The sequence below is a fragment of the Marivita hallyeonensis genome, assembly GCF_900129875.1.
In the GTDB taxonomy this organism is placed as follows: Bacteria; Pseudomonadota; Alphaproteobacteria; order Rhodobacterales; family Rhodobacteraceae; genus Marivita; species Marivita hallyeonensis.
In genome coordinates this window covers 37,661-54,796 of record NZ_FQXC01000003.1, presented here as the reverse complement: position 1 = coordinate 54,796, position 17,136 = coordinate 37,661, and the positions used below count along the sequence as shown (strand labels likewise).

At 61.9% G+C, this 17,136-nt stretch carries 19 protein-coding genes; 5 read left to right on the top strand and 14 right to left on the bottom strand.

Annotation, left to right across the window (positions count from 1 at the left end; all coding sequences use genetic code 11):
- Positions 1-531 carry a CIA30 family protein gene (locus tag BUA42_RS09740; protein WP_178346889.1) on the top strand — a complete coding sequence of 177 codons (531 nt, stop codon included), beginning with the start codon at positions 1-3 and terminating at the stop codon, positions 529-531.
- Between the two features lie 146 nt (positions 532-677).
- Here BUA42_RS09740 and BUA42_RS09735 read toward each other — a convergent pair whose 3' ends face one another.
- Entirely contained in the window at positions 678-1,364 is a 687-nt protein-coding gene (locus BUA42_RS09735; protein ID WP_072777566.1) for a response regulator transcription factor, read from the bottom strand.
- Positions 1,365-1,521: 157 nt separating this feature from the next.
- Between BUA42_RS09735 and ribA the strand changes: the two genes are divergently transcribed.
- From ribA to BUA42_RS09715, 4 genes are read left to right on the top strand one after another with little or no spacing between them, the layout of a single operon-like run.
- On the top strand, positions 1,522-2,610 hold the full coding sequence (gene ribA / locus BUA42_RS09730; RefSeq protein WP_072777565.1) for a GTP cyclohydrolase II: 1,089 nt from the start codon (positions 1,522-1,524) through the stop codon (positions 2,608-2,610).
- The gene (locus BUA42_RS09725; RefSeq protein WP_072777564.1) at positions 2,607-3,113 is read left to right on the top strand and encodes a L,D-transpeptidase family protein; all 507 of its coding nucleotides are present in this window, start codon (positions 2,607-2,609) and stop codon (positions 3,111-3,113) included. Before ribA ends, BUA42_RS09725 begins: the two co-directional genes overlap by 4 nt.
- Before the next feature lie 25 nt (positions 3,114-3,138).
- Positions 3,139-3,720 (top strand): uracil-DNA glycosylase family protein, encoded by a 582-nt coding sequence (locus BUA42_RS09720; protein WP_072777563.1) that lies wholly within the window; start codon positions 3,139-3,141, stop codon positions 3,718-3,720.
- Positions 3,717-4,508 carry an SseB family protein gene (locus BUA42_RS09715; protein WP_072777562.1) on the top strand — a complete coding sequence of 264 codons (792 nt, stop codon included), beginning with the start codon at positions 3,717-3,719 and terminating at the stop codon, positions 4,506-4,508. The genes BUA42_RS09720 and BUA42_RS09715 overlap by 4 nt, the downstream gene beginning before the upstream one ends.
- A 25-nt stretch (positions 4,509-4,533) precedes the next feature.
- On the opposite strand, the gene BUA42_RS09710 is transcribed toward BUA42_RS09715, so the two are convergent.
- The 13 genes from BUA42_RS09710 to BUA42_RS09650 form a co-directional block, all read right to left on the bottom strand.
- Entirely contained in the window at positions 4,534-5,556 is a 1,023-nt protein-coding gene (locus BUA42_RS09710; protein WP_072777561.1) for a P1 family peptidase, read from the bottom strand.
- A 94-nt stretch (positions 5,557-5,650) separates the two neighbouring features.
- Positions 5,651-6,391: an SDR family oxidoreductase gene (locus tag BUA42_RS09705; RefSeq protein WP_072777560.1), complete on the bottom strand. Its 741-nt coding sequence runs from the start codon at positions 6,389-6,391 to the stop codon at positions 5,651-5,653.
- A gap of 15 nt (positions 6,392-6,406) precedes the next feature.
- The gene (locus BUA42_RS09700) at positions 6,407-6,922 is read right to left on the bottom strand and encodes a hypothetical protein (protein WP_072777559.1); all 516 of its coding nucleotides are present in this window, start codon (positions 6,920-6,922) and stop codon (positions 6,407-6,409) included.
- Entirely contained in the window at positions 6,915-8,360 is a 1,446-nt protein-coding gene (locus BUA42_RS09695) for an aldehyde dehydrogenase family protein (protein ID WP_072777558.1), read from the bottom strand. The genes BUA42_RS09700 and BUA42_RS09695 overlap by 8 nt, the downstream gene beginning before the upstream one ends.
- The gene (locus tag BUA42_RS09690) at positions 8,338-9,954 is read right to left on the bottom strand and encodes an ABC transporter ATP-binding protein (protein WP_072777557.1); all 1,617 of its coding nucleotides are present in this window, start codon (positions 9,952-9,954) and stop codon (positions 8,338-8,340) included. Before BUA42_RS09690 ends, BUA42_RS09695 begins: the two co-directional genes overlap by 23 nt.
- Positions 9,951-10,766 (bottom strand): ABC transporter permease, encoded by an 816-nt coding sequence (locus tag BUA42_RS09685; protein WP_072777556.1) that lies wholly within the window; start codon positions 10,764-10,766, stop codon positions 9,951-9,953. The genes BUA42_RS09690 and BUA42_RS09685 overlap by 4 nt, the downstream gene beginning before the upstream one ends.
- Positions 10,763-11,710: an ABC transporter permease gene (locus BUA42_RS09680; protein ID WP_072777555.1), complete on the bottom strand. Its 948-nt coding sequence runs from the start codon at positions 11,708-11,710 to the stop codon at positions 10,763-10,765. The genes BUA42_RS09685 and BUA42_RS09680 overlap by 4 nt, the downstream gene beginning before the upstream one ends.
- A 63-nt stretch (positions 11,711-11,773) precedes the next feature.
- Entirely contained in the window at positions 11,774-12,418 is a 645-nt protein-coding gene (locus BUA42_RS09675) for a hypothetical protein (RefSeq protein ID WP_072777554.1), read from the bottom strand.
- Between the two features lie 103 nt (positions 12,419-12,521).
- The gene (locus tag BUA42_RS09670; RefSeq protein WP_072777553.1) at positions 12,522-14,261 is read right to left on the bottom strand and encodes a bifunctional helix-turn-helix transcriptional regulator/alpha/beta hydrolase; all 1,740 of its coding nucleotides are present in this window, start codon (positions 14,259-14,261) and stop codon (positions 12,522-12,524) included.
- 64 nt (positions 14,262-14,325) lie between these two features.
- The gene (locus tag BUA42_RS09665) at positions 14,326-14,616 is read right to left on the bottom strand and encodes a 4a-hydroxytetrahydrobiopterin dehydratase (RefSeq protein WP_072777552.1); all 291 of its coding nucleotides are present in this window, start codon (positions 14,614-14,616) and stop codon (positions 14,326-14,328) included.
- A complete protein-coding gene (locus BUA42_RS09660; protein ID WP_072777551.1) occupies positions 14,613-15,815 on the bottom strand; it encodes a GNAT family N-acetyltransferase in 1,203 nt (400 codons plus the stop codon). The genes BUA42_RS09665 and BUA42_RS09660 overlap by 4 nt, the downstream gene beginning before the upstream one ends.
- Positions 15,816-15,863: 48 nt before the next feature.
- Positions 15,864-16,619 (bottom strand): glycerophosphodiester phosphodiesterase family protein, encoded by a 756-nt coding sequence (locus tag BUA42_RS09655; RefSeq protein WP_072777550.1) that lies wholly within the window; start codon positions 16,617-16,619, stop codon positions 15,864-15,866.
- Positions 16,616-17,077, bottom strand: a complete 462-nt coding sequence (locus BUA42_RS09650; RefSeq protein ID WP_072777549.1) for a RidA family protein — start codon at positions 17,075-17,077, stop codon at positions 16,616-16,618. The genes BUA42_RS09655 and BUA42_RS09650 overlap by 4 nt, the downstream gene beginning before the upstream one ends.
- Positions 17,078-17,136 lie beyond the last annotated feature (59 nt).

Here is a 17,136-nt window from a genome sequence, read left to right as displayed (position 1 = left end):
GTGGCGATCCTGATCAGTATCATCATGGCGGGGCAAGCGATGGCCGAAACGGTGTTCGAGGATTTCTCCGGCAGTGCCTCCGCGCGATGGGAGTTTGTCGCGGATGGAGTCATGGGCGGTGTCTCACAAGGCCGGGCTGAAATCGCAGGGTCCGGTCCGGACGCGGTGTTGCGCCTGCGCGGCATGGTTAGCACGAAGAACAATGGCGGTTTCATTCAGGTACGTCATCGCTTCGCAAATGCCTGGCCGGCCGATGCGCAAGGCCTGTCTCTTGTCACCAAGGGAAACGGGCAGACATATTACGTTTTTCTGAAAACGCCTGATCTGAACCGCGTCTGGTATTCTTACCGCGCGTCATTCACAGCCAGCGAGAGTTGGCAGACCATGCGCCTGCCGTTCTCTTCATTCGAGGCGTCGCACGACGCCATGCCGCAAAGCTTTGCGCCGTCAGAAGTAAGAAGCCTTGCCGTTGTCGCCTACGGCGCGGATTACGAAGCCGACGTTCAGGTCAAATCCATCTCTGTCTACTGATAAAAAAAGACCCGGGCAGATGCCCGGGCCAAGTCCAACAGGGAGGTGCATATGATGACCCGCATATGCGACGGGAACTGTTGCAACATGGGTTAAAGATGCGGGCGGAATGCCACTTTGATCTGCATCAATAACCGACCAAGGTCTTAGGAGACGAGGCGGTAGCCACCTGACTCGGTCACCAGCAAACGCGCATTGGACGGATCTGGTTCAATTTTTTGTCTCAGGCGGTAGATATGCGTCTCCAGTGTGTGTGTCGTCACGCCCGCATTGTAGCCCCAGACCTCGTGCAGAAGCGTGTCGCGCGCCACCACACCATCTGTCGAGCGGTAGAGGAACTTGAGGATGTTCGTCTCTTTCTCGGTCAGGCGCACCTTTTTGTCGTCTTCCGTAATCAAGAGCTTCATCGACGGTTTGAATGTATACGGCCCAAGCGTGAAGACGGCGTCTTCGGATTGCTCGTGCTGGCGCAGCTGGGCGCGGATACGGGCCAGAAGCACCGGGAATTTGAAAGGCTTGGTCACGTAATCATTCGCGCCGGCATCGAGGCCAAGAATGGTGTCCGCGTCCGAGTCGTGACCGGTCAGCATAAGTACCGGAGCCTTCACGCCCTGTTTCCGCATCAGGCGGCACAATTCGCGGCCATCGGTATCGGGCAGACCCACGTCTAGAATGATGAGGTCATAAAGCTGTTCCTTGACGCGGCCCATCGCGGCCGTGCCGCAATCGGCTTCGAACACTTCAAAATCTTCGGTCATCACGAGTTGCTCGGCCAACGCCTCGCGCAGATCGTCGTCATCGTCGACCAGAAGGATGTTCTTGAGCTGTGCCATTGTCATGTCTCTCCGTCGGTTTCATCGGAGATGGGGGAGGCGTTGCACAGCGGCAAGAATTGCTGCAAGTGTTTCACGGCCTCGTGTATGCACGGGCTTAATGTTACACAAATCGCGGCCGTTTGTTTCAGGCACGGCCCTCGGGATCCCGATCTGAATGACGCTAGCTCCTGACATAACAGACCTGCTTTCGCGCGCGCGGGCGGACCTGCGCATGGGCGTGCCGGTTGTTTTGGGCGCAGGATCCGGTCTCGTGGTGGCCGCGGCGGAGACCATCAGTCCAGGGCGCTTGTCCACAATCATGGGTATGGGCCAAAGCGTCGACCTCGTGGTGACTGGCAGGCGGGCCGAGACACTCAAGGCGCGGGCCTATGACGGCGACGTGGCGCGGGTCGCGCTGCCGTCCGATGCCACGGTGGACTGGGTGCAAGCCATCGCCGATCCGGCAGATGATCTGTCCCGCCCGATGAAAGGCCCATTGGTGACACGCCGGGACGGTGATCCTCAACTGCACCGTTTGGGGGTCATGCTTGTGAAATCGGCCCGGTTGTTACCTGCCGTGATCGCGGTGCCCGTGACGGATGCGGTGCGCTTCGCCGAAGACAACGCACTGACTTGCCTCGATCCCGATGCTGCGGCGCCACAGCTTGGGGCGACGCTGGTATTCGACGAAGTGATCGCGGCCCGCGTTCCCTTGCGCGCCGCGCAGAATGCCCGGTTGCACGTGTTCCGTCCCGAAGACGGATCAGAAGAGCATTACGCCATCGAGATCGGACGCCCGGATCGGGCCAAGCCCGTGCTCGCCCGGCTGCATTCGGCCTGTTTCACGGGGGACCTTCTGGGCAGTTTGAAATGCGATTGCGGTCCGCAGTTGAACGGAGCGCTCGAAGCGATGGGGGCTGAAGGTGCTGGCGTGCTCCTCTACCTCAATCAGGAAGGGCGCGGCATCGGCCTTGCCAACAAGATGCGCGCCTATGCCTTGCAGGATCAGGGGTTCGATACGGTAGAGGCCAATCACCGGCTGGGGTTCGAGGACGACGAACGCGACTTTCGCATCGGGTCAGAACTCCTACGCAAGCTTGGTTTCTCGTCGGTGCGCTTGATGACGAACAACCCGGCCAAGATCGACATGATGCAGCACTGCGGGATCGAGGTTGCGGAACGGGTCCCATTGAAAGTGGGGGAGAACCCGCACAATACCGCCTACCTGGCGACGAAAGCGCGGAAATCGGGGCACATGCTGTGACGCCGTCCGACATGGTGCTGACCCGGCAGGGGCTGCGTTTTGCGGGCCGAAAGTGGCCCTGCACCATAGGACGCGGCGGCGTTCAGGCGGACAAGCGCGAAGGCGACGGCGCAACGCCGGTGGGGGTGCATCGGATAGTCGGGCTGCTCTACCGGCCAGACCGCATGGCGAAACCGGTAGACTGGGCGGTGCCGATCCGACCGGGCGATCTGTGGTCGGACGATCCAGGCCACGAAGATTATAACCTCATGGTTCGCGCGCCGTATCCGCACAGCCACGAAACGCTGCGCCGCGCCGATCCGCTCTACGATCTCGTGCTGTTGACCGACTGGAACTGGCCCTACGCCGAGAGAGGTCGGGGGTCTGCAATTTTCCTGCATCGCTGGCGCAGGCCGGGTTTCCCGACGGAAGGCTGTATCGCGTTTCGCCCCGACCATCTGCGCCGCATCGTTGAGATGATCCGTTACGAAACGCGGTTCATCGTGCCTGTATCTTTGACCTGAGCTGCGGCGCATTACATCTGCTGACATGACCGTTCAGGCCCGCCTTTCCGACTGCGCTCTCTGCGCCGACCGATTTGCCGCCACCGCAACCCGGCACAGGCCGAAACCGGTGGTGTGGTTCCGACCCGGCGCGCGGCTTCTTATCTGCAGCCAGGCCCCCGGCATGCGCGCGCATCAAAGCCGTGTGCCCTTTGACGACCCCTCGGGCGACCGGCTGCGCGACTGGCTGGGACTGGACCGGCCTGCCTTCTACGACCAAAGCAAAGTGGCGATTGTGCCGATGGGGTTCTGTTTTCCGGGCTACGATGCGGCAGGTTCCGACTTGCCGCCACCCGTGATCTGCCGTCGGACATGGCATGACGAAGTGCTGACACATGTCGGTGACGTGCCGCTGAAGCTTGTGGTCGGCGGATACGCACAGAAATACCATCTGGGAACCAAGGCGGGTGTGACAGAGGTGGTGCGTAACTGGCGCGACCATTGGCCGTCGGTTCTGCCCTTGCCGCATCCGAGCTGGCGCAATACCGCTTGGCTGAAGAAACACCCATGGTTCGAGGCAGAGGTCCTGCCCGCTTTGCGCGTGCGGGTGGCAGAGGTGATGGCATGAGTTTGGAAACGCCCCTGGATCACGCCCACGCGGCGATGGAGGCCGCGCCCGAAGACAGCACAGCCCGGTTGCGCTTCTATGACCGCCTGTCCGAGACCGAGCTATACCTGATGCTCGCACGTGAGGCAGAGGGAGATCAGGCGGAACCGGAACTGTTCGATCTGGGCGACGCACGCTTTGTTTTGGTCTTCGACACCGAGGACCGCCTCAGCACATTCGCGGGCCGTGCCGTGCCCTATGCGGCCCTGTCCGGGCGCTCGATTGTCGGAATGCTTGCCGGACAGGAGATCGGTATCGCGCTCAATCCGGAGGTTGCGCCGTCGTCAATCCTTCTACCAACCGAAGCGGTGGACTGGCTGGCCGACACCGTCGCGCAAGGCCCGTCCGAGGCAGAAGCGCGCCCGCAAGAACTGCGCGCGCCGGGAGGCATGCCGGACGGATTGCTGGACGCCATCGACGCAAAGCTGCGCACGGCGACTGGAATGGCGCGTCGCGGCTATTTGGCGGAGGTCACCTACGATACAGGCGTTCGCGGTCATCTTATTGGGTTCACAGGCACGATCCCGGGCGCGGAATCCGCCTTGGCGCGCGCCATTCAGGAAGCGCTTGTGTTTTCCGGGCTGGAGGCGGCTGCACTTGACGTGGTGTTCCTCCGCGACAGCGATCCGGTGACGGCGCAGCTTGCGCGGGTCGGGCTGCGGTTCGATCTCCCCGAGCCACAGCAAGTCGCGCGGGTGGAACCACTCGCGCCGGGCAGCGATCCTGATAAACCACCGATCCTGAGGTGAGGGAAGCGCGTTTGGACCCGCGTTGTCAAAGCCCGTCCAAGTGCTTTTCGCCGAGTTCTTGCCGAAACGTCGGTAGCGCGTCCCGGTCGCGTGGCGTTGCTTCCCAGATCGCGCGGGCAATCGCACGGGACATGCAAACCGCCGCAAAGTGTCCGAGCAGTGGTAGAACATCCACTGTGGGTGGTCCGCGTCGCGCGGTTGCCGCGGCGAAGATCAGATCACCATCGTAGGGCGTATGCGCCGGAACCAGCGCGCGGGCAAACCCGTCATGCGCAGCCGTCGCCAGCCGTTTGCAACCCGCCTTGTCGAGCATCGCATCCGTCGCCACAATTCCGATTGTCGTGTTGCCATGTTCGGCCATCGCTGCGGTCTTGCGGCTGGGGGCAAGCGCTTGAAGCCCGCCTGTGGGGTCAGGTCCCAACCCGCCGAATTCATCCCCGATCTCGAACGGCGCGGCCCAGAAATTGTTGCCCGACGGTGTGACCGCGCTGCCAAGCGCGTTCACGACCACCAGCGCACCAATCGTGGTCCCGTCCGGCATCACCATCGATGCGGACCCCAGGCCGCCCTTGTACCGCGCCTCGGTTGCGCCCGCGCCAGCCCCTGCGGTGCCCAGTGAAAAGTCGTGCCGTGCCTCTGCCATTGCGGCACGGCCAAGCGCCGGGTAGGGGTTTTCGTCCCAAGCCTTGTCGCCGTTATTTAGCAGATCAAAAATGATGGCCGCCGGAACAATCGGCACGCGTGCACTGTGGACGGGGAACCCGCGCCCCTGCGCCGCAAGTGCATCCATCACGCCCTGCGCCGCCGCCAAGCCGAAAGCGGATCCGCCCGACAGTACGATGGCATCGACGCCGGAAACGGTTTTGTCCGGTTCCAGAAGATCGGTGTCGCGCGTGCCAGGCGCACCGCCCATCACCGCATAGCTTGCCGTCATCGGTCCGTCTTCTGACAAAAGCACCGTGGTTCCTGATTTCAGTTTGTCATCCTGCGCATGACCCACGCGCAAACCGGCGACATCCGTGATCAGATTGCGTCGGCCCGGCGTCATACGGACGTCTCACTTGCCGTCACTTGGGGGGCGCTGCCCATCGTCGCCTCACGGCGGCTCCCCCCGGTATATTTCCGAACCAAAGAAGCCTCCGTCATATACAGCGACCTCCGTCCACTTCCATGCACACGCCGGTGATCATACTGGCTTCGTCCGAGCACAGGAAAGCAGCTGCATTGCCGAGGTCTTCGGGCTTGGAGAAGCGACCCAAGGGGATTGTTGACAGAAACTTCGCTCGGATCTCGGGTGTGTCTTCGCCCATGAAGCTTTTGAGAAGCGGCGTTTCACCCGCCACCGGGTTCAACGCGTTTACGCGGATGCCGTCTGGTGCAAGCTCCACCGCCATGGTGCGTGTCGCCGTGATCATCCAGCCTTTCGAGGCGTTGTACCAGTTGAGCCGTGGGCGCGGCGAAACGCCTGCGGTGGACGCGATGTTCAGGATGGTGCCCGCCTGACGCGCCTTGAAATGCGGTACGATCTTGCGTGCGGCGAGGTAGACGGATTTGCAGTTCACCGCGAACACCCGGTCGAAATCCTCTTCGCTGATGTCTTCCAGCGGGCCGGGCAGGTGTGTGACGCCTGCGTTGTTCACGAGAATATCGATATGGCCCATCGTCTTGACGCCGGTGTCGATCATCGCGTCCACTTCGCCGCTTTTCGAGACGTCGGCGGTCTGCGCGATCCCGCCGATCTCGTCCGCAATGTCTTGTGCTGCCTCTGCATTCACGTCCACGACCATCACGCGCGCGCCCTCGGCCGCGAATTTGCGTGCGATTCCGGCACCGAACCCCGAAGCCGCGCCGGTGACGATGGCGTTTTTCTTGCTAAGCCGCATGTCGCTGCTCCCCTGTCAGGCGTTCAGACTGCGCCGCGCGCGCCAGATCGTCCAGAGGGCAATCCCGCCGCCAACCGCACCGCCGAGATAGCTGCCCTCGTGCATCAGCGCCGCGCGGCGGAAACCGGTATCTGGTGGCAGTTCCGCAAGCAGATCGGCAATCAGCGGTAGCGACTTTCCCAGCAATCCAAGCAAGAGGCCGATCAGCGCACCGACCATCGCACAAAAGAGCGCAATAAACAGCGCGCCTGCCCCAAGCGCCAGCACATGGCGCTGCGGGATAAGAACCACGGCGAGGCCGAAGATCGGCAGACCGAGCAAAAGACCCATCCACCACGACGCGCGCCATCCGACAAGCGCGGCGCCGATCCGATTGCGCTGGTCTTCCGGGATGCCGAACTGTGTGAATTTCAGATCTTCGAAATAGGCCGGGCCGACCGAGTAGCTGAGTTGGTTGTGTAACGCTCCGAAGACACCGGCAACGAGGCAAGCCGCAATGAGCAAGACAACGAATTGCACCGGCTTAGCCATGCCGTGCCGCCACGGTTTTCAGCGTCGAAAACCCATAGAGCGCTTCGAAGCCTTTCTCGCGCCCGTGTCCGGACTTGCCGATCCCGCCGAACGGCAGTTCGACGCCCCCGCCCGCGCCGTAGTTGTTGATGAACACCTGCCCGCTGCGCAGCGCCTTGGCGAGCCGCATCTGGCGCGCGCCGTCGCGGGTCCAGACCCCCGCGACCAAACCGTAGATCGTACCATTGGCGATGCGGATGGCTTCGTCCTCGGTGTCGAACGGAATGAGGACCTGCACGGGGCCGAAGACCTCGTCCTGCGCCAGCGGATGTTTTGGGGCGACCGGGCCGTAAAGGCGGGGTTGGACGTACGCACCGCCCACTGGCAGATCTTTCGGGAGCGGCGCTTCGGCGATAACCGGCAGGTCACCCGCCGCCTGAAGCAAGGTTTCGACTTGCTGCTTTTGTTTCAGCGAGATCAGCGGCCCGATATCGGGATCGCTGGTGGCTGGACCAACGCGCTTCAGACGGTAAGAGTCCGCCATTCTGTTCGCGACGGTGTCGAAGATGCTGCGCTCGATCAGGATGCGTGAGGCGGCAGAGCAGGTTTGGCCGGCGTTTTGCAGCCCTGCGTTCACGAGGAAGGGCAGGGCATCGTCAATGTCAGCATCGGCGAACACGATCTGCGGGGACTTTCCGCCAAGTTCGAGCGTGACAGGGACGACGTTCTCGCCCGCCGCCCGCTGCACCGCGCGCCCAGTGGCAACCGATCCGGTAAAGCTGAGGTGATGCACGCCGGGATGACCCGAGAGCGCCGCACCCGCTTCGGACCCGAGCCCCGGCACCACATTCAGCGCCCCATCCGGCAACCCCGCCGCTTGCGCCAGATGCGCGAACATCAGCGCGGTCAGACAGGCGTCTTCGGCCGGTTTGAGAACGCAGGCATTGCCCATTGCCAATGCCGCGCATACAGAGCGCCCGATGATCTGCATTGGGTAGTTCCAGGGCACGATATGACCCGTCACCCCGTGCGGTTCTCGTAAAGTATAGACAGTGTATCCGTCGAGATAGGGGATCGTTGTCCCATGGATCTTGTCCGCCGCACCACCGTAGAATTCGCAATAACGTGCCAGTGCAACTGCGTCCGCACGCGCCTGTGTCAGCGGTTTCCCGACATCAAGCGCTTCGAGCTCGGTCAGCAGATCGACATGTTCGAGCACAAGTTGCCCGAGCCGCGACAGGCATCGCCCGCGCTCTAATGCGGTGAACTGACCCCATTCTCCGTCCAAAGCCGCTTGCGCCGCGCTGACCGCTGCGTCCACGTCATCTGCGGTGCCGCGCGCGATGTGGCACAGGGTGCTGCCGTCAGACGGATTGACGAGGGGCAATGTGTCTGTAGTCGCGCGCCACGTGCCCCCGATCAGGACATGCGACGGGTCAAAGGGCAGGGAGGGCAGCATCTTGTGTCTCCTGAAAGTCGGGCAATTGTGGTGCAGCGTCGATCAGACTGCGCGTATATGGGTGGCGCGGGTTATCGAAGATGTCCGAGGTCGGTCGGTCCTCGACGATCTCGCCAGCGCGCATGACAAGCACGCGGTCGGTGATGGAGCGTACGACGCTCAGGTCGTGGCTGATGAACAGGTAAGTGAGTCCGTAGTCCCGGCTGAGGTCGGCCATGAGGTCTAGGATCTGTGCGCGCACGCGGACATCGAGCGCCGAGACGGCCTCATCGAAGACGATCAGTTCCGGTCGGATGATAAGCGCGCGTGCGATTGCGATGCGCTGGCGCTGGCCGCCGGAAAACGCGTGTATGTGCTTGTCCGCATCTTCCGGGCGCAGCCCGACGGCCGCAAGCGCATCGGCGATGGCTGTGTCACGCTTCGCGCCCGATGGCGGGTCCGGCAAAAGGTGGAACGGTTCGGTGATCAGACGTGCAACGCGGTGGCGGGGGTTGAAGCTGCCGTAGGGGTCTTGGAACACCACCTGCATCTTGCGCCGCACCGTAAGGTTGGCGTGTCCGTCCTGCCAGACCGGATCGCCGTCGAGCGTGATGTGGCCTTCCTGCACCGGCTCCAGCCCGAGGATCGCGCGCGTGAGGGTGGATTTCCCGCAGCCAGACTCTCCCACCAGACCAACACGTTCGCCGCGTTTGATGTCGAAGCTGACCTGCTTGACTGCCCTGAATTGCGGTCTCGATCCGAACAGGGATGTGCGGGGCAGGGGATAGTCACGGCTGACATCTTGGACCGAGAGAAGAACATCATCTGCCTTTGCGGCGCCAAGATTGGCTTCATGGCGCGACGCCTCGAACAACTGCCGTGTGTAAGGATGGCGCATCTCGCGCAGGACCTGACCGGTTGGCCCGCACTCCAAGATCTCACCGTGCCGCATGACGTTGAGCGTATCAGCCAAATCGCTGACAACGGCCAGATCGTGCGTGATCATCATCAGCGCCATATTCTGTTCCCGGACGAGATCTTTGAGCAGATCGAGGATCTGCGCCTGTGTCGTCACGTCGAGCGCTGTTGTCGGTTCGTCCGCGATCAGTAGCCGCGGGCGCAGCGCGATGGCCATGGCGATCACGACGCGCTGGCGCTGTCCGCCGCTCAGTTCATGCGGGTACCGACCAAGCGGAAACCGGTCGGAAGGCAGGCCCACGCGGTCAAGTACGTCCCGCGCGCGCTCTTCTGCACGGGCAGGCGTCATCGCGTCATGCACCAGGATCGTCTCCATCACCTGCGCGCCGATGGTCTGCACCGGGTTCAGCGCCGTCATGGGTTCCTGAAACACCATCCCGATCTCGCGCCCACGCAGGTCGCACATCTGCGGCTCTGTCAGGGTCAGGAGGTTCGTTTTGCCGAAGTGGATTGCGCCTCGCATCTCGGTGCCCTTGGGCACAAGCCCCATCGTTGCGAATGCGGTCATTGATTTGCCCGACCCGCTTTCCCCGGTGAGCGCCACGATCTCGCCTTCGGCAAGGCTCAGGGAAATGCCCTTGAGGATTTCCTTGCCATGGATCGACAGGGTCAGGTCGCGGATGTCGAGCAGGCTCATGTCCGGGCCACCTTGAGCCGCGGATCGAGCGCATCGCGCAGCCCGTCACCAAGCAGGTTCAGACCCAGAACCATCGCAACGATGGTAAGGCCGGGGATCAGCGCCACGTGCGGCGCGAGCGCCACCATGGTCTGCGCATCCGCCAGCATCCGCCCCCAGCTAGGGATCGGCGGCTGCGCGCCCAGGCCGACATAGCTCAGCCCCGCTTCGGCGAGGATACCCAGCGAGAACTGGATGGTGCCCTGCACGATCAGCAGGTTCGCCACGTTCGGCAGGATGTGTTCAACACTGATCCGCGTTCGGGTCTTGCCCGCCACTCTGGCAGCCATGATGAATTCGCGCTTCCACAGGCTGAGCGCAGTGCCCCGCGTGATGCGGGCGAAGACGGGGATGTTGAAAATGCCGATGGCGATGATCGCGTTCGTGGCAGAGGGGCCGAAGACCGCGGTGATCAGGATCGCGATGACGAGAGACGGGAAGGCGAAGATCAGGTCGTTCATTCGCATGATGACCTCGTCCAGCATTCCGCCACTGCGCGCCGCCGCCGCGAGGCCCAGCGGCACGCCGATCCCCATGCCGATCCCGACCGCGACCAGCGCCACGGCAATCGAGGTGCGCGCGCCGACCATCAACATCGACAGGATGTCCCGACCGAAATGATCGGTCCCGAGCAGGTTGTCGGCGTTGGGCGGCTTCAGTCGACCCGCAATGTTCATCGCTTCGACGCCATCGGGTGTCCAGACAAAGGACAGCAGCGCGGCGAGCACGAATACTAAGGTCAGCGTCCCGCCAAGGATGAGGTTCCGGCTCATGCCCGTGTCCTCAGGCGCGGATCGACGGCGGCATAGGCCAGATCGACGACGAAATTCACGACGATTACGGCGAAAACCAGCAGCATTACCACCGACTCCACCACGATCAGATCACGCTGCGTGATGGCCTGAAAGATCAGCCGTCCGAGCCCAGGCAGGAAGAACACCTGTTCGATAATGATCGCGCCGGCCAGAAGAAAGGCGAATTGCAGGCCGATGATGGTCAGCACCGGGATCAGAGCATTGCGCAACCCGTGCCGCCACAGGGCTTGGCGGGCCGATAGGCCCTTCGCGCGCGCGGTGCGGATGAAGTCCTCGCCCAGAATGTCCAGCAACGACGACCGCATCACCCGTGTGAGGATCGCGGCTTGGGGTAGAGCCAGAGCAATCGCCGGAAGGGTCAAGGCCTTCATCCCGCCCCAGAACCCGCGGTCCCAGCCGGGAAACCCCCCGGCGCTGAACCAGCGCAAGTTGATGGCGAAGATCAGGACGAGCATCATCGCGAACCAGAAGTTCGGGATCGCGACGCCAAGTTGCGTTGCCCCGGTGACGCTCAGATCACCAACACCCCCGCGCCGAGCGGCGGCGAAGATACCGGCCGGAAAGGCAATGACGGTAGAGAGGGTGAGCGCATAGAGCGCCAGCGGAAGAGATACCCACAGCCGGTCCGCAATCATCTGCGCGACAGGCGCGCGGTACGTGTAAGAGGTTCCGAAATCGCCGGTCAGCATGCCGCCGACCCAGTCGAGATACCGGTCAAGCTTGGACTGGTCCAACCCCAGCTCCGCGCGCAACGCGGCGACCGTATCGGGTTGCGCATTGATCCCCAGCATAAAGCTTGCGGGGTCGCCGGGGGCGATCTCGACCACGGTGAAGATCACGACCGAGGCGACGATCAGGCTGACGACGAGCGAAGCAAGACGTTTGAGAGTGTAGCGCAGCATTGGCCGCAGCGTAGGCCAAGCCTTTGGACAAGGGAACGCGGAAAAACAGGCGTGGTGCGCTGTTTAGGCAGCCGGTTGATCCGGGGTCGCGAGGTCAAGATGTGAGGCAAACATATCATCCTGGGAACACGCAGACAGAACGCCTTCTCGCAATGCGGCCTGATAAATCACGAAACCCAATTGCGGTTCGATCAGCATCATCCAGGCAAGCTTGAAGCCGGATATGCGCTTGATCCCACTCAAACCAAAGGACCGCAGGAAATGCCGGGTGCCCATGGCGCAGAGTGGCGACTCCATTGCGTCCTCGATCAGCACGTCGAACCGGAGCTTGCCGCGCCTGAGCGCCCGCGCCACAGCTCGCACGTCATCCCACCGGGATTTGACGGCACGCCGATAGGTCAACGCCTCGCGCGCTTCGGCGAAGGCGCTGTGCGGACAGGTCGTTTCGGCATGGTAACCCCGGGTCTTGCCTGCGGAGAACACGAGCCAGAGGTACTCGCCGCGCGTGGTTATGGCCCGGAACGCGTATTGGCTGCCGTCATCCGAAGTGACCTTGTGGCCGGTGTCATAAAACAAAGAAATCCAATCGGAGCGGAGGGGAATGAAGTCGCCGCCCAGAGCTAGGATGTCCCGATCAATGAGAGACACCATTGGACGCTCTTGCGCCAAAAGCTCATAGGCGGCGAGTTTGGTAATAACCTGTGTCATAAAAACCTGTCGAAAAAGAAGCTGAAAAATCTTGAACTATGCGCTGACTTTAGGTCAGCGGATTCGGCTTCAATATCCCCATTTGGGGACAATGTGAGACAGGTCAGAGATCCGGGATCGAATAGGTCCGATCATAGGGCGCAACGTCCAGCCCTGCCGCGCGGGCGACCATCCATGGCCAGCTTGAAATATGCTGGTAATGGCCCTTGTCCTCGAACCGGGTGTAGGTCGCATTGGGCAGGCGTTCGGCCAGCGCCGCACCGCCCTGCGCCGGGGCTACGTTGTCGAACGCGCCGTGGTAGATTTCGACCTCGGTTCCAATCGCAGCGACGTCGAAATCCCATCCGCGTGCGTTCAGCAGGTTCTCCTCGACCATCCCTTCGACGCCTCCGGCGGTGCGCTCTTCAAGCATCTGGGAAGATCGAATGCCAATCGTTGGATGGGACAACAGCGCGATATCGTCGGCGCTTGGGCTGCGCTTGCAGTACCTGTCCATGTATCGCGGTCCGTTCTGGATGATGGAGCGTACGAGGAACGGGATGAGCTGTCGGAACATGGCCGGCCAACGCTGCGCCAGCACCGCCGACAGGTGGTAGAACTGGTCCAGCTCGCGCCAATTGTCATGCTTGTATTCTGGGTAGCTCGGTGAGGAGAGAAGCACCTTTTTGACGCGATCCGGCAATTCGTGAGTGGTGGCCAATGCAATGCCGGAGCCAAAGGAAAAGCTCATCAGCGAGACCTGTTCGTAGCCCAGCATGTCGATCAGCGACTGCAGGTCGGGCGCGAAGTCTCGCAGGCTCGTCATCTTCCTGAAGTCCGACCGGTAAATCCCGGGACGGCACGGCATGATCAGACGGACGCCATAATGCTCAAGGTGTTCAAGATACCGGCGTGGGAAGCCGATGAGGTCGATTGAAGATCCCGACAAAGCGTCGAATAGGACGACCGGTCGACCGGTCTCGGGACCCAAAATGAAGTATTCCAGCATCCGACCGTCGGACAAACGATGCAGGCGCCGAACCTGGAACCGCTCATCGTCGGAGATCTGGCGTTCGCGAAACATAGAAAGCGGATTGCGCGCTATGGTGTTGATCAGGTCCACCTGGCTTTTTAACCCGGTCTTCTCGAACACGCGTTTGAGATAGGTGCGCCCCGACTCGTAACTGATACCGATGGCCTCGCTGGCGGCCCGCAGATCGCCTTTCTCCATCAGAGCACGGACCAGTGCCTGTTCACGCAGGCTCAGATCATGCGCCGTAGCCAGTGCGCGCAAGCCATCCGCCGTATTCGGGTTCGTTGCCACGAGAACAGCCGCGGCTTTCGCCGGAAAGCCCATGCGAATGGCCTCCTGACGGGGCAGGAGCAGATAGGTCGTATCGCTCTCGCGCGTCACGAAGGATTTCGGTATCTCAACACGGTTCGTCTCTGACACCCAGCGCGTCAGGCTTTGTGGTTCCGACGCGGCGCCTTCGGGCGCGTCCGCTGGCAGCAGGCGGATGGGACCATCAAGTGCGAGACCCGTGTCGCGCATGGCGCGGTTCGTGACGAACGCGCGACCGGAGTCATCAACCAGCGCTATCCCCACGGCAAGCGTCCCAAGCACCGCTTCCAGATCGGATTCGCGTTCTTGCAGCCGCACCATCTTTTCGGAGATTTCGATGGCGCGTCGGAAATGCGCCATCAGATCGCTAAGGTCGTGGCGTCGTTCGGCCTCGATCATCCGGCCGTCCGCCGCTATCTGCACCTGTTCGGTCAGCTCCAGAATGAGCTCGGGAAGCAGGGAATTGTCGAGGGAGGCTTCGTACACAAGATGCGTCAGCCGCTCGTTTGTGGCTTGGGTCATGATGAAATGCGTTAATTAAATACCCGATTCATTATAAAGGATATGCGCGACTTTCACAGCCCCCTCAGAGCGTATCCAGCTTCCGCGCCAGCTTCGCATCCAGCGACGACAGGCCACCAACGTCATGCGTGGTCAACGTCACTTCGACCTTGTTGTAGACGTTCGACCATTCGGGATGGTGATCCCACTTCTCGGCCCAAAGTGCCGCGCGCGTCATCCACCCGAAGGCTTCGGTGAAGTCGTCGAACTTGTAGGTCTTCGAGATCGCATCGCGATCCTCATCGACCGTCCACCCGTCCGCAATCAAAGGTTCGAGCACCGTTTTGCGCGCGATGTCCGATAATTTCTCTGTCATTGCTGCTCCTCAACGTTGTCTTTTCTGAACGGCCCATAGCCGGTGAGCACTTCGATGTCTTCGCCCACGGCCCGAGCCTCTGCCTCAAGAAAGCGCTCCACAGCTTCTGAAAACCCGGGATCGCCGATCCAGTGCAGGGAATGTGTAAAGACCGGCAGATACCCGCGCGACAGTTTGTGGTCGCCCTGCGCCCCGGCCTCGACCCGGCTCTGGCCATGCGCAATCGCGTAATCCATGGCCTGATAGTAGCAAAGCTCGAAATGCAGGCAGGGATGGTCCTCGACACATCCCCAATAGCGCCCGAATAGCGTGTCGCGCCCAATGACGTTCAGCGCTCCGGCGACCCATTGGCCGTCACGTTCCGCCATCACGAGCAGGATGTCGTCGCGCAGCCGCTCATGGGCGATATCGAAGAACTTCCGCGTGAGGTACGGCGTGCCCCATTTCCGCGCGCCAGTGTCCTGGTAAAAGTCCCAGAACGCGTCCCAATGCTCGGGCAGGATCTGATCGCCGGTCAGTCGATGGATGGTGCCGCCGAAACCCTGCGCCCGCTCGCGTTCCTTGCGGATCGTTTTGCGCTTCCGTGAACTCAGATCTGCAAGAAACGCGTCAAAGCTCTCATAGCCCCGGTTCTCCCAGTGATATTGCTGTGTGCGCCGTCGCAGGAGACCGATTTGCTCACCCGCGATCGCCTCCGCTTCGGTGCAGAAGGTAATGTGCAGCGATGACAGCTGATTGTCCGCCGCCACCTGAATGGCACCCTGCACCAAAGCGCTGATCCCCTCGACCTCATACCCCGGTCGCGTCAAGAACCGCCGTCCCGTGGCTGGGGTGAAAGGCACAGCGATCTGCAGCTTCGGATAGTACCGACCACCCGCGCGTTCCCAGGCGTGCGCCCAGTTGTGGTCGAAGATGTATTCGCCCTGACTGTGGCTTTTGGCGTAAAGTGGCGCACAGGCGATGATCTGACTGTCCATTTCAGCCGTCAGATAGCGTGGTTCCCATCCCGTGCCTGCCCCGACAGACCGGCTGTCCTCAAGTGCCTTCAGGAAACGATGTGTCGTGAACGGGTCGTAGGCCCGCCCGCCGTCGGCGATTTCCGGACAGGCACACGCATCCCAATCCGCGGGCTCGATCTGATTGATCGAGCCATGCATGTTGATCGCAATCGTGGGTACGTTTTCGGCGGGGTCCGACATGGCCGTTCCTTGGTTACGCCTTGGTACTTGGTCCACATCTGGCGCGGTTCAAGCGGCGTAGCCCTCAAAGGTGATATTGTCGGCAACCTTGCGCGCCTGATGCTCCTGCGCCGCGCTTCGGACAGTCCAGCACAGGATCGGGACACCCTGAGACTTGAGCTGCTCGACACGGGGGTTTTCCAGGTTGGTCACGTCGTGGCTCAGAAACTGCGCTCCGACGGCGTCGAAGTCAGGGATACCGGCGAGCCGCGCGCGGGTGGCGACGGGGATCTCCGGTTCGTCGATCTTGCGCCAGGCCGAACTGATCAACCCACGCGGCCGCTCCGGGCAAAGTTTCGCCAGACGGGCAACCATATGTGGATTGAAGGACATGAGCGCCACGTCGCCTCCATAGCCCCGCAACGCGTCCACTGTCGCGGCCTCCAGCATACCATCGGTCTCGCCCATCTCACCGTGCTGATCCTTCAACTCGATGAGCAAGGGCACGTCGCCGTCAACCTGCACGAGCGTCTCGGCCAAAGTCGGGATCGTATCGCTCGATCCTTTGAGCCTGATCTGCTGCAACGCCGCGGCGTCACGCTCTCGTACCGGGCCGGTTTCTTCCGTCAACCGATTGAGCAATGGATCATGGAACACCATGGCCACGCCATCGCGGGACAGTTGCAGGTCCAGTTCGATCCCGTACCCCGCATCCAAAGCGGCGGAGAAGGCGGACGGGCTGTTTTCAATCCGACCGTCAGCCTTGTCATGAAAACCGCGATGCGCGATTGGCCGCGCAAAGAAGGACGGCGGCAGTCCGGTCATGAGATCTCGAAGATGCCTTCAATCTCAACCGCCACGCCGAAGGGCAGGGATGCAGCGGACACAGCAGACCGTGCATGCCGACCCTTTTCTCCGAGGACGGCAACCATGAGATCAGAGGCCCCATTGATGACCTTGGGCTGGTCGTGGAAATCCGCTGTCGAGTTCACGAAGCCGACAAGCTTGACCAGTCGTACGCGTGATAGATCACCGTCGGCCGCCTTACGTGCCTGCGCCAGCAGCGCCAACGCACAGTACTTTGCCGCCTCGGCGCCGGCCTCCGCATCAAGATCGGCCCCGAGTTTTCCGGTCACGAGCCCGTCTGGGCCGCCCGGCAATTGGCCGGACACGTAGATCTGGTTACCCGTTTGGACGAACGGCACGTAATTCGCTGCCGGTGCTGGCGCGTCCGGCAGGCTCAGCCCCAGTTCCGCAAGCTTTTCCTCGATTGCGTTGGACATGGCGATCTCCCCTCCATTTTTGCGGGACGCTATTGCGCGAGGGGCGAAATGGGAAGGGG

Coding starts and splice junctions, on each gene's coding strand:
- BUA42_RS09670 (WP_072777553.1), bottom strand. CDS start 14,261: ATGACCCAAGCCACAAACGAGCGGCTGACGCATCTTGTGTACGAAGCC.
- BUA42_RS09680 (WP_072777555.1), bottom strand. CDS start 11,710: ATGCTGCGCTACACTCTCAAACGTCTTGCTTCGCTCGTCGTCAGCCTG.
- BUA42_RS09665 (WP_072777552.1), bottom strand. CDS start 14,616: ATGACAGAGAAATTATCGGACATCGCGCGCAAAACGGTGCTCGAACCT.
- BUA42_RS09695 (WP_072777558.1), bottom strand. CDS start 8,360: ATGCTGCCCTCCCTGCCCTTTGACCCGTCGCATGTCCTGATCGGGGGC.
- BUA42_RS09675 (WP_072777554.1), bottom strand. CDS start 12,418: ATGACACAGGTTATTACCAAACTCGCCGCCTATGAGCTTTTGGCGCAA.
- BUA42_RS09710 (WP_072777561.1), bottom strand. CDS start 5,556: ATGACGCCGGGCCGACGCAATCTGATCACGGATGTCGCCGGTTTGCGC.
- ribA (WP_072777565.1), top strand. CDS start 1,522: ATGACGCTAGCTCCTGACATAACAGACCTGCTTTCGCGCGCGCGGGCG.
- BUA42_RS09685 (WP_072777556.1), bottom strand. CDS start 10,766: ATGAGCCGGAACCTCATCCTTGGCGGGACGCTGACCTTAGTATTCGTG.
- BUA42_RS09660 (WP_072777551.1), bottom strand. CDS start 15,815: ATGTCGGACCCCGCCGAAAACGTACCCACGATTGCGATCAACATGCAT.
- BUA42_RS09690 (WP_072777557.1), bottom strand. CDS start 9,954: ATGAGCCTGCTCGACATCCGCGACCTGACCCTGTCGATCCATGGCAAG.
- BUA42_RS09655 (WP_072777550.1), bottom strand. CDS start 16,619: ATGACCGGACTGCCGCCGTCCTTCTTTGCGCGGCCAATCGCGCATCGC.
- BUA42_RS09700 (WP_072777559.1), bottom strand. CDS start 6,922: ATGGCTAAGCCGGTGCAATTCGTTGTCTTGCTCATTGCGGCTTGCCTC.
- BUA42_RS09715 (WP_072777562.1), top strand. CDS start 3,717: ATGAGTTTGGAAACGCCCCTGGATCACGCCCACGCGGCGATGGAGGCC.
- BUA42_RS09650 (WP_072777549.1), bottom strand. CDS start 17,077: ATGTCCAACGCAATCGAGGAAAAGCTTGCGGAACTGGGGCTGAGCCTG.
- BUA42_RS09705 (WP_072777560.1), bottom strand. CDS start 6,391: ATGCGGCTTAGCAAGAAAAACGCCATCGTCACCGGCGCGGCTTCGGGG.
- BUA42_RS09735 (WP_072777566.1), bottom strand. CDS start 1,364: ATGGCACAGCTCAAGAACATCCTTCTGGTCGACGATGACGACGATCTG.
- BUA42_RS09720 (WP_072777563.1), top strand. CDS start 3,139: ATGACCGTTCAGGCCCGCCTTTCCGACTGCGCTCTCTGCGCCGACCGA.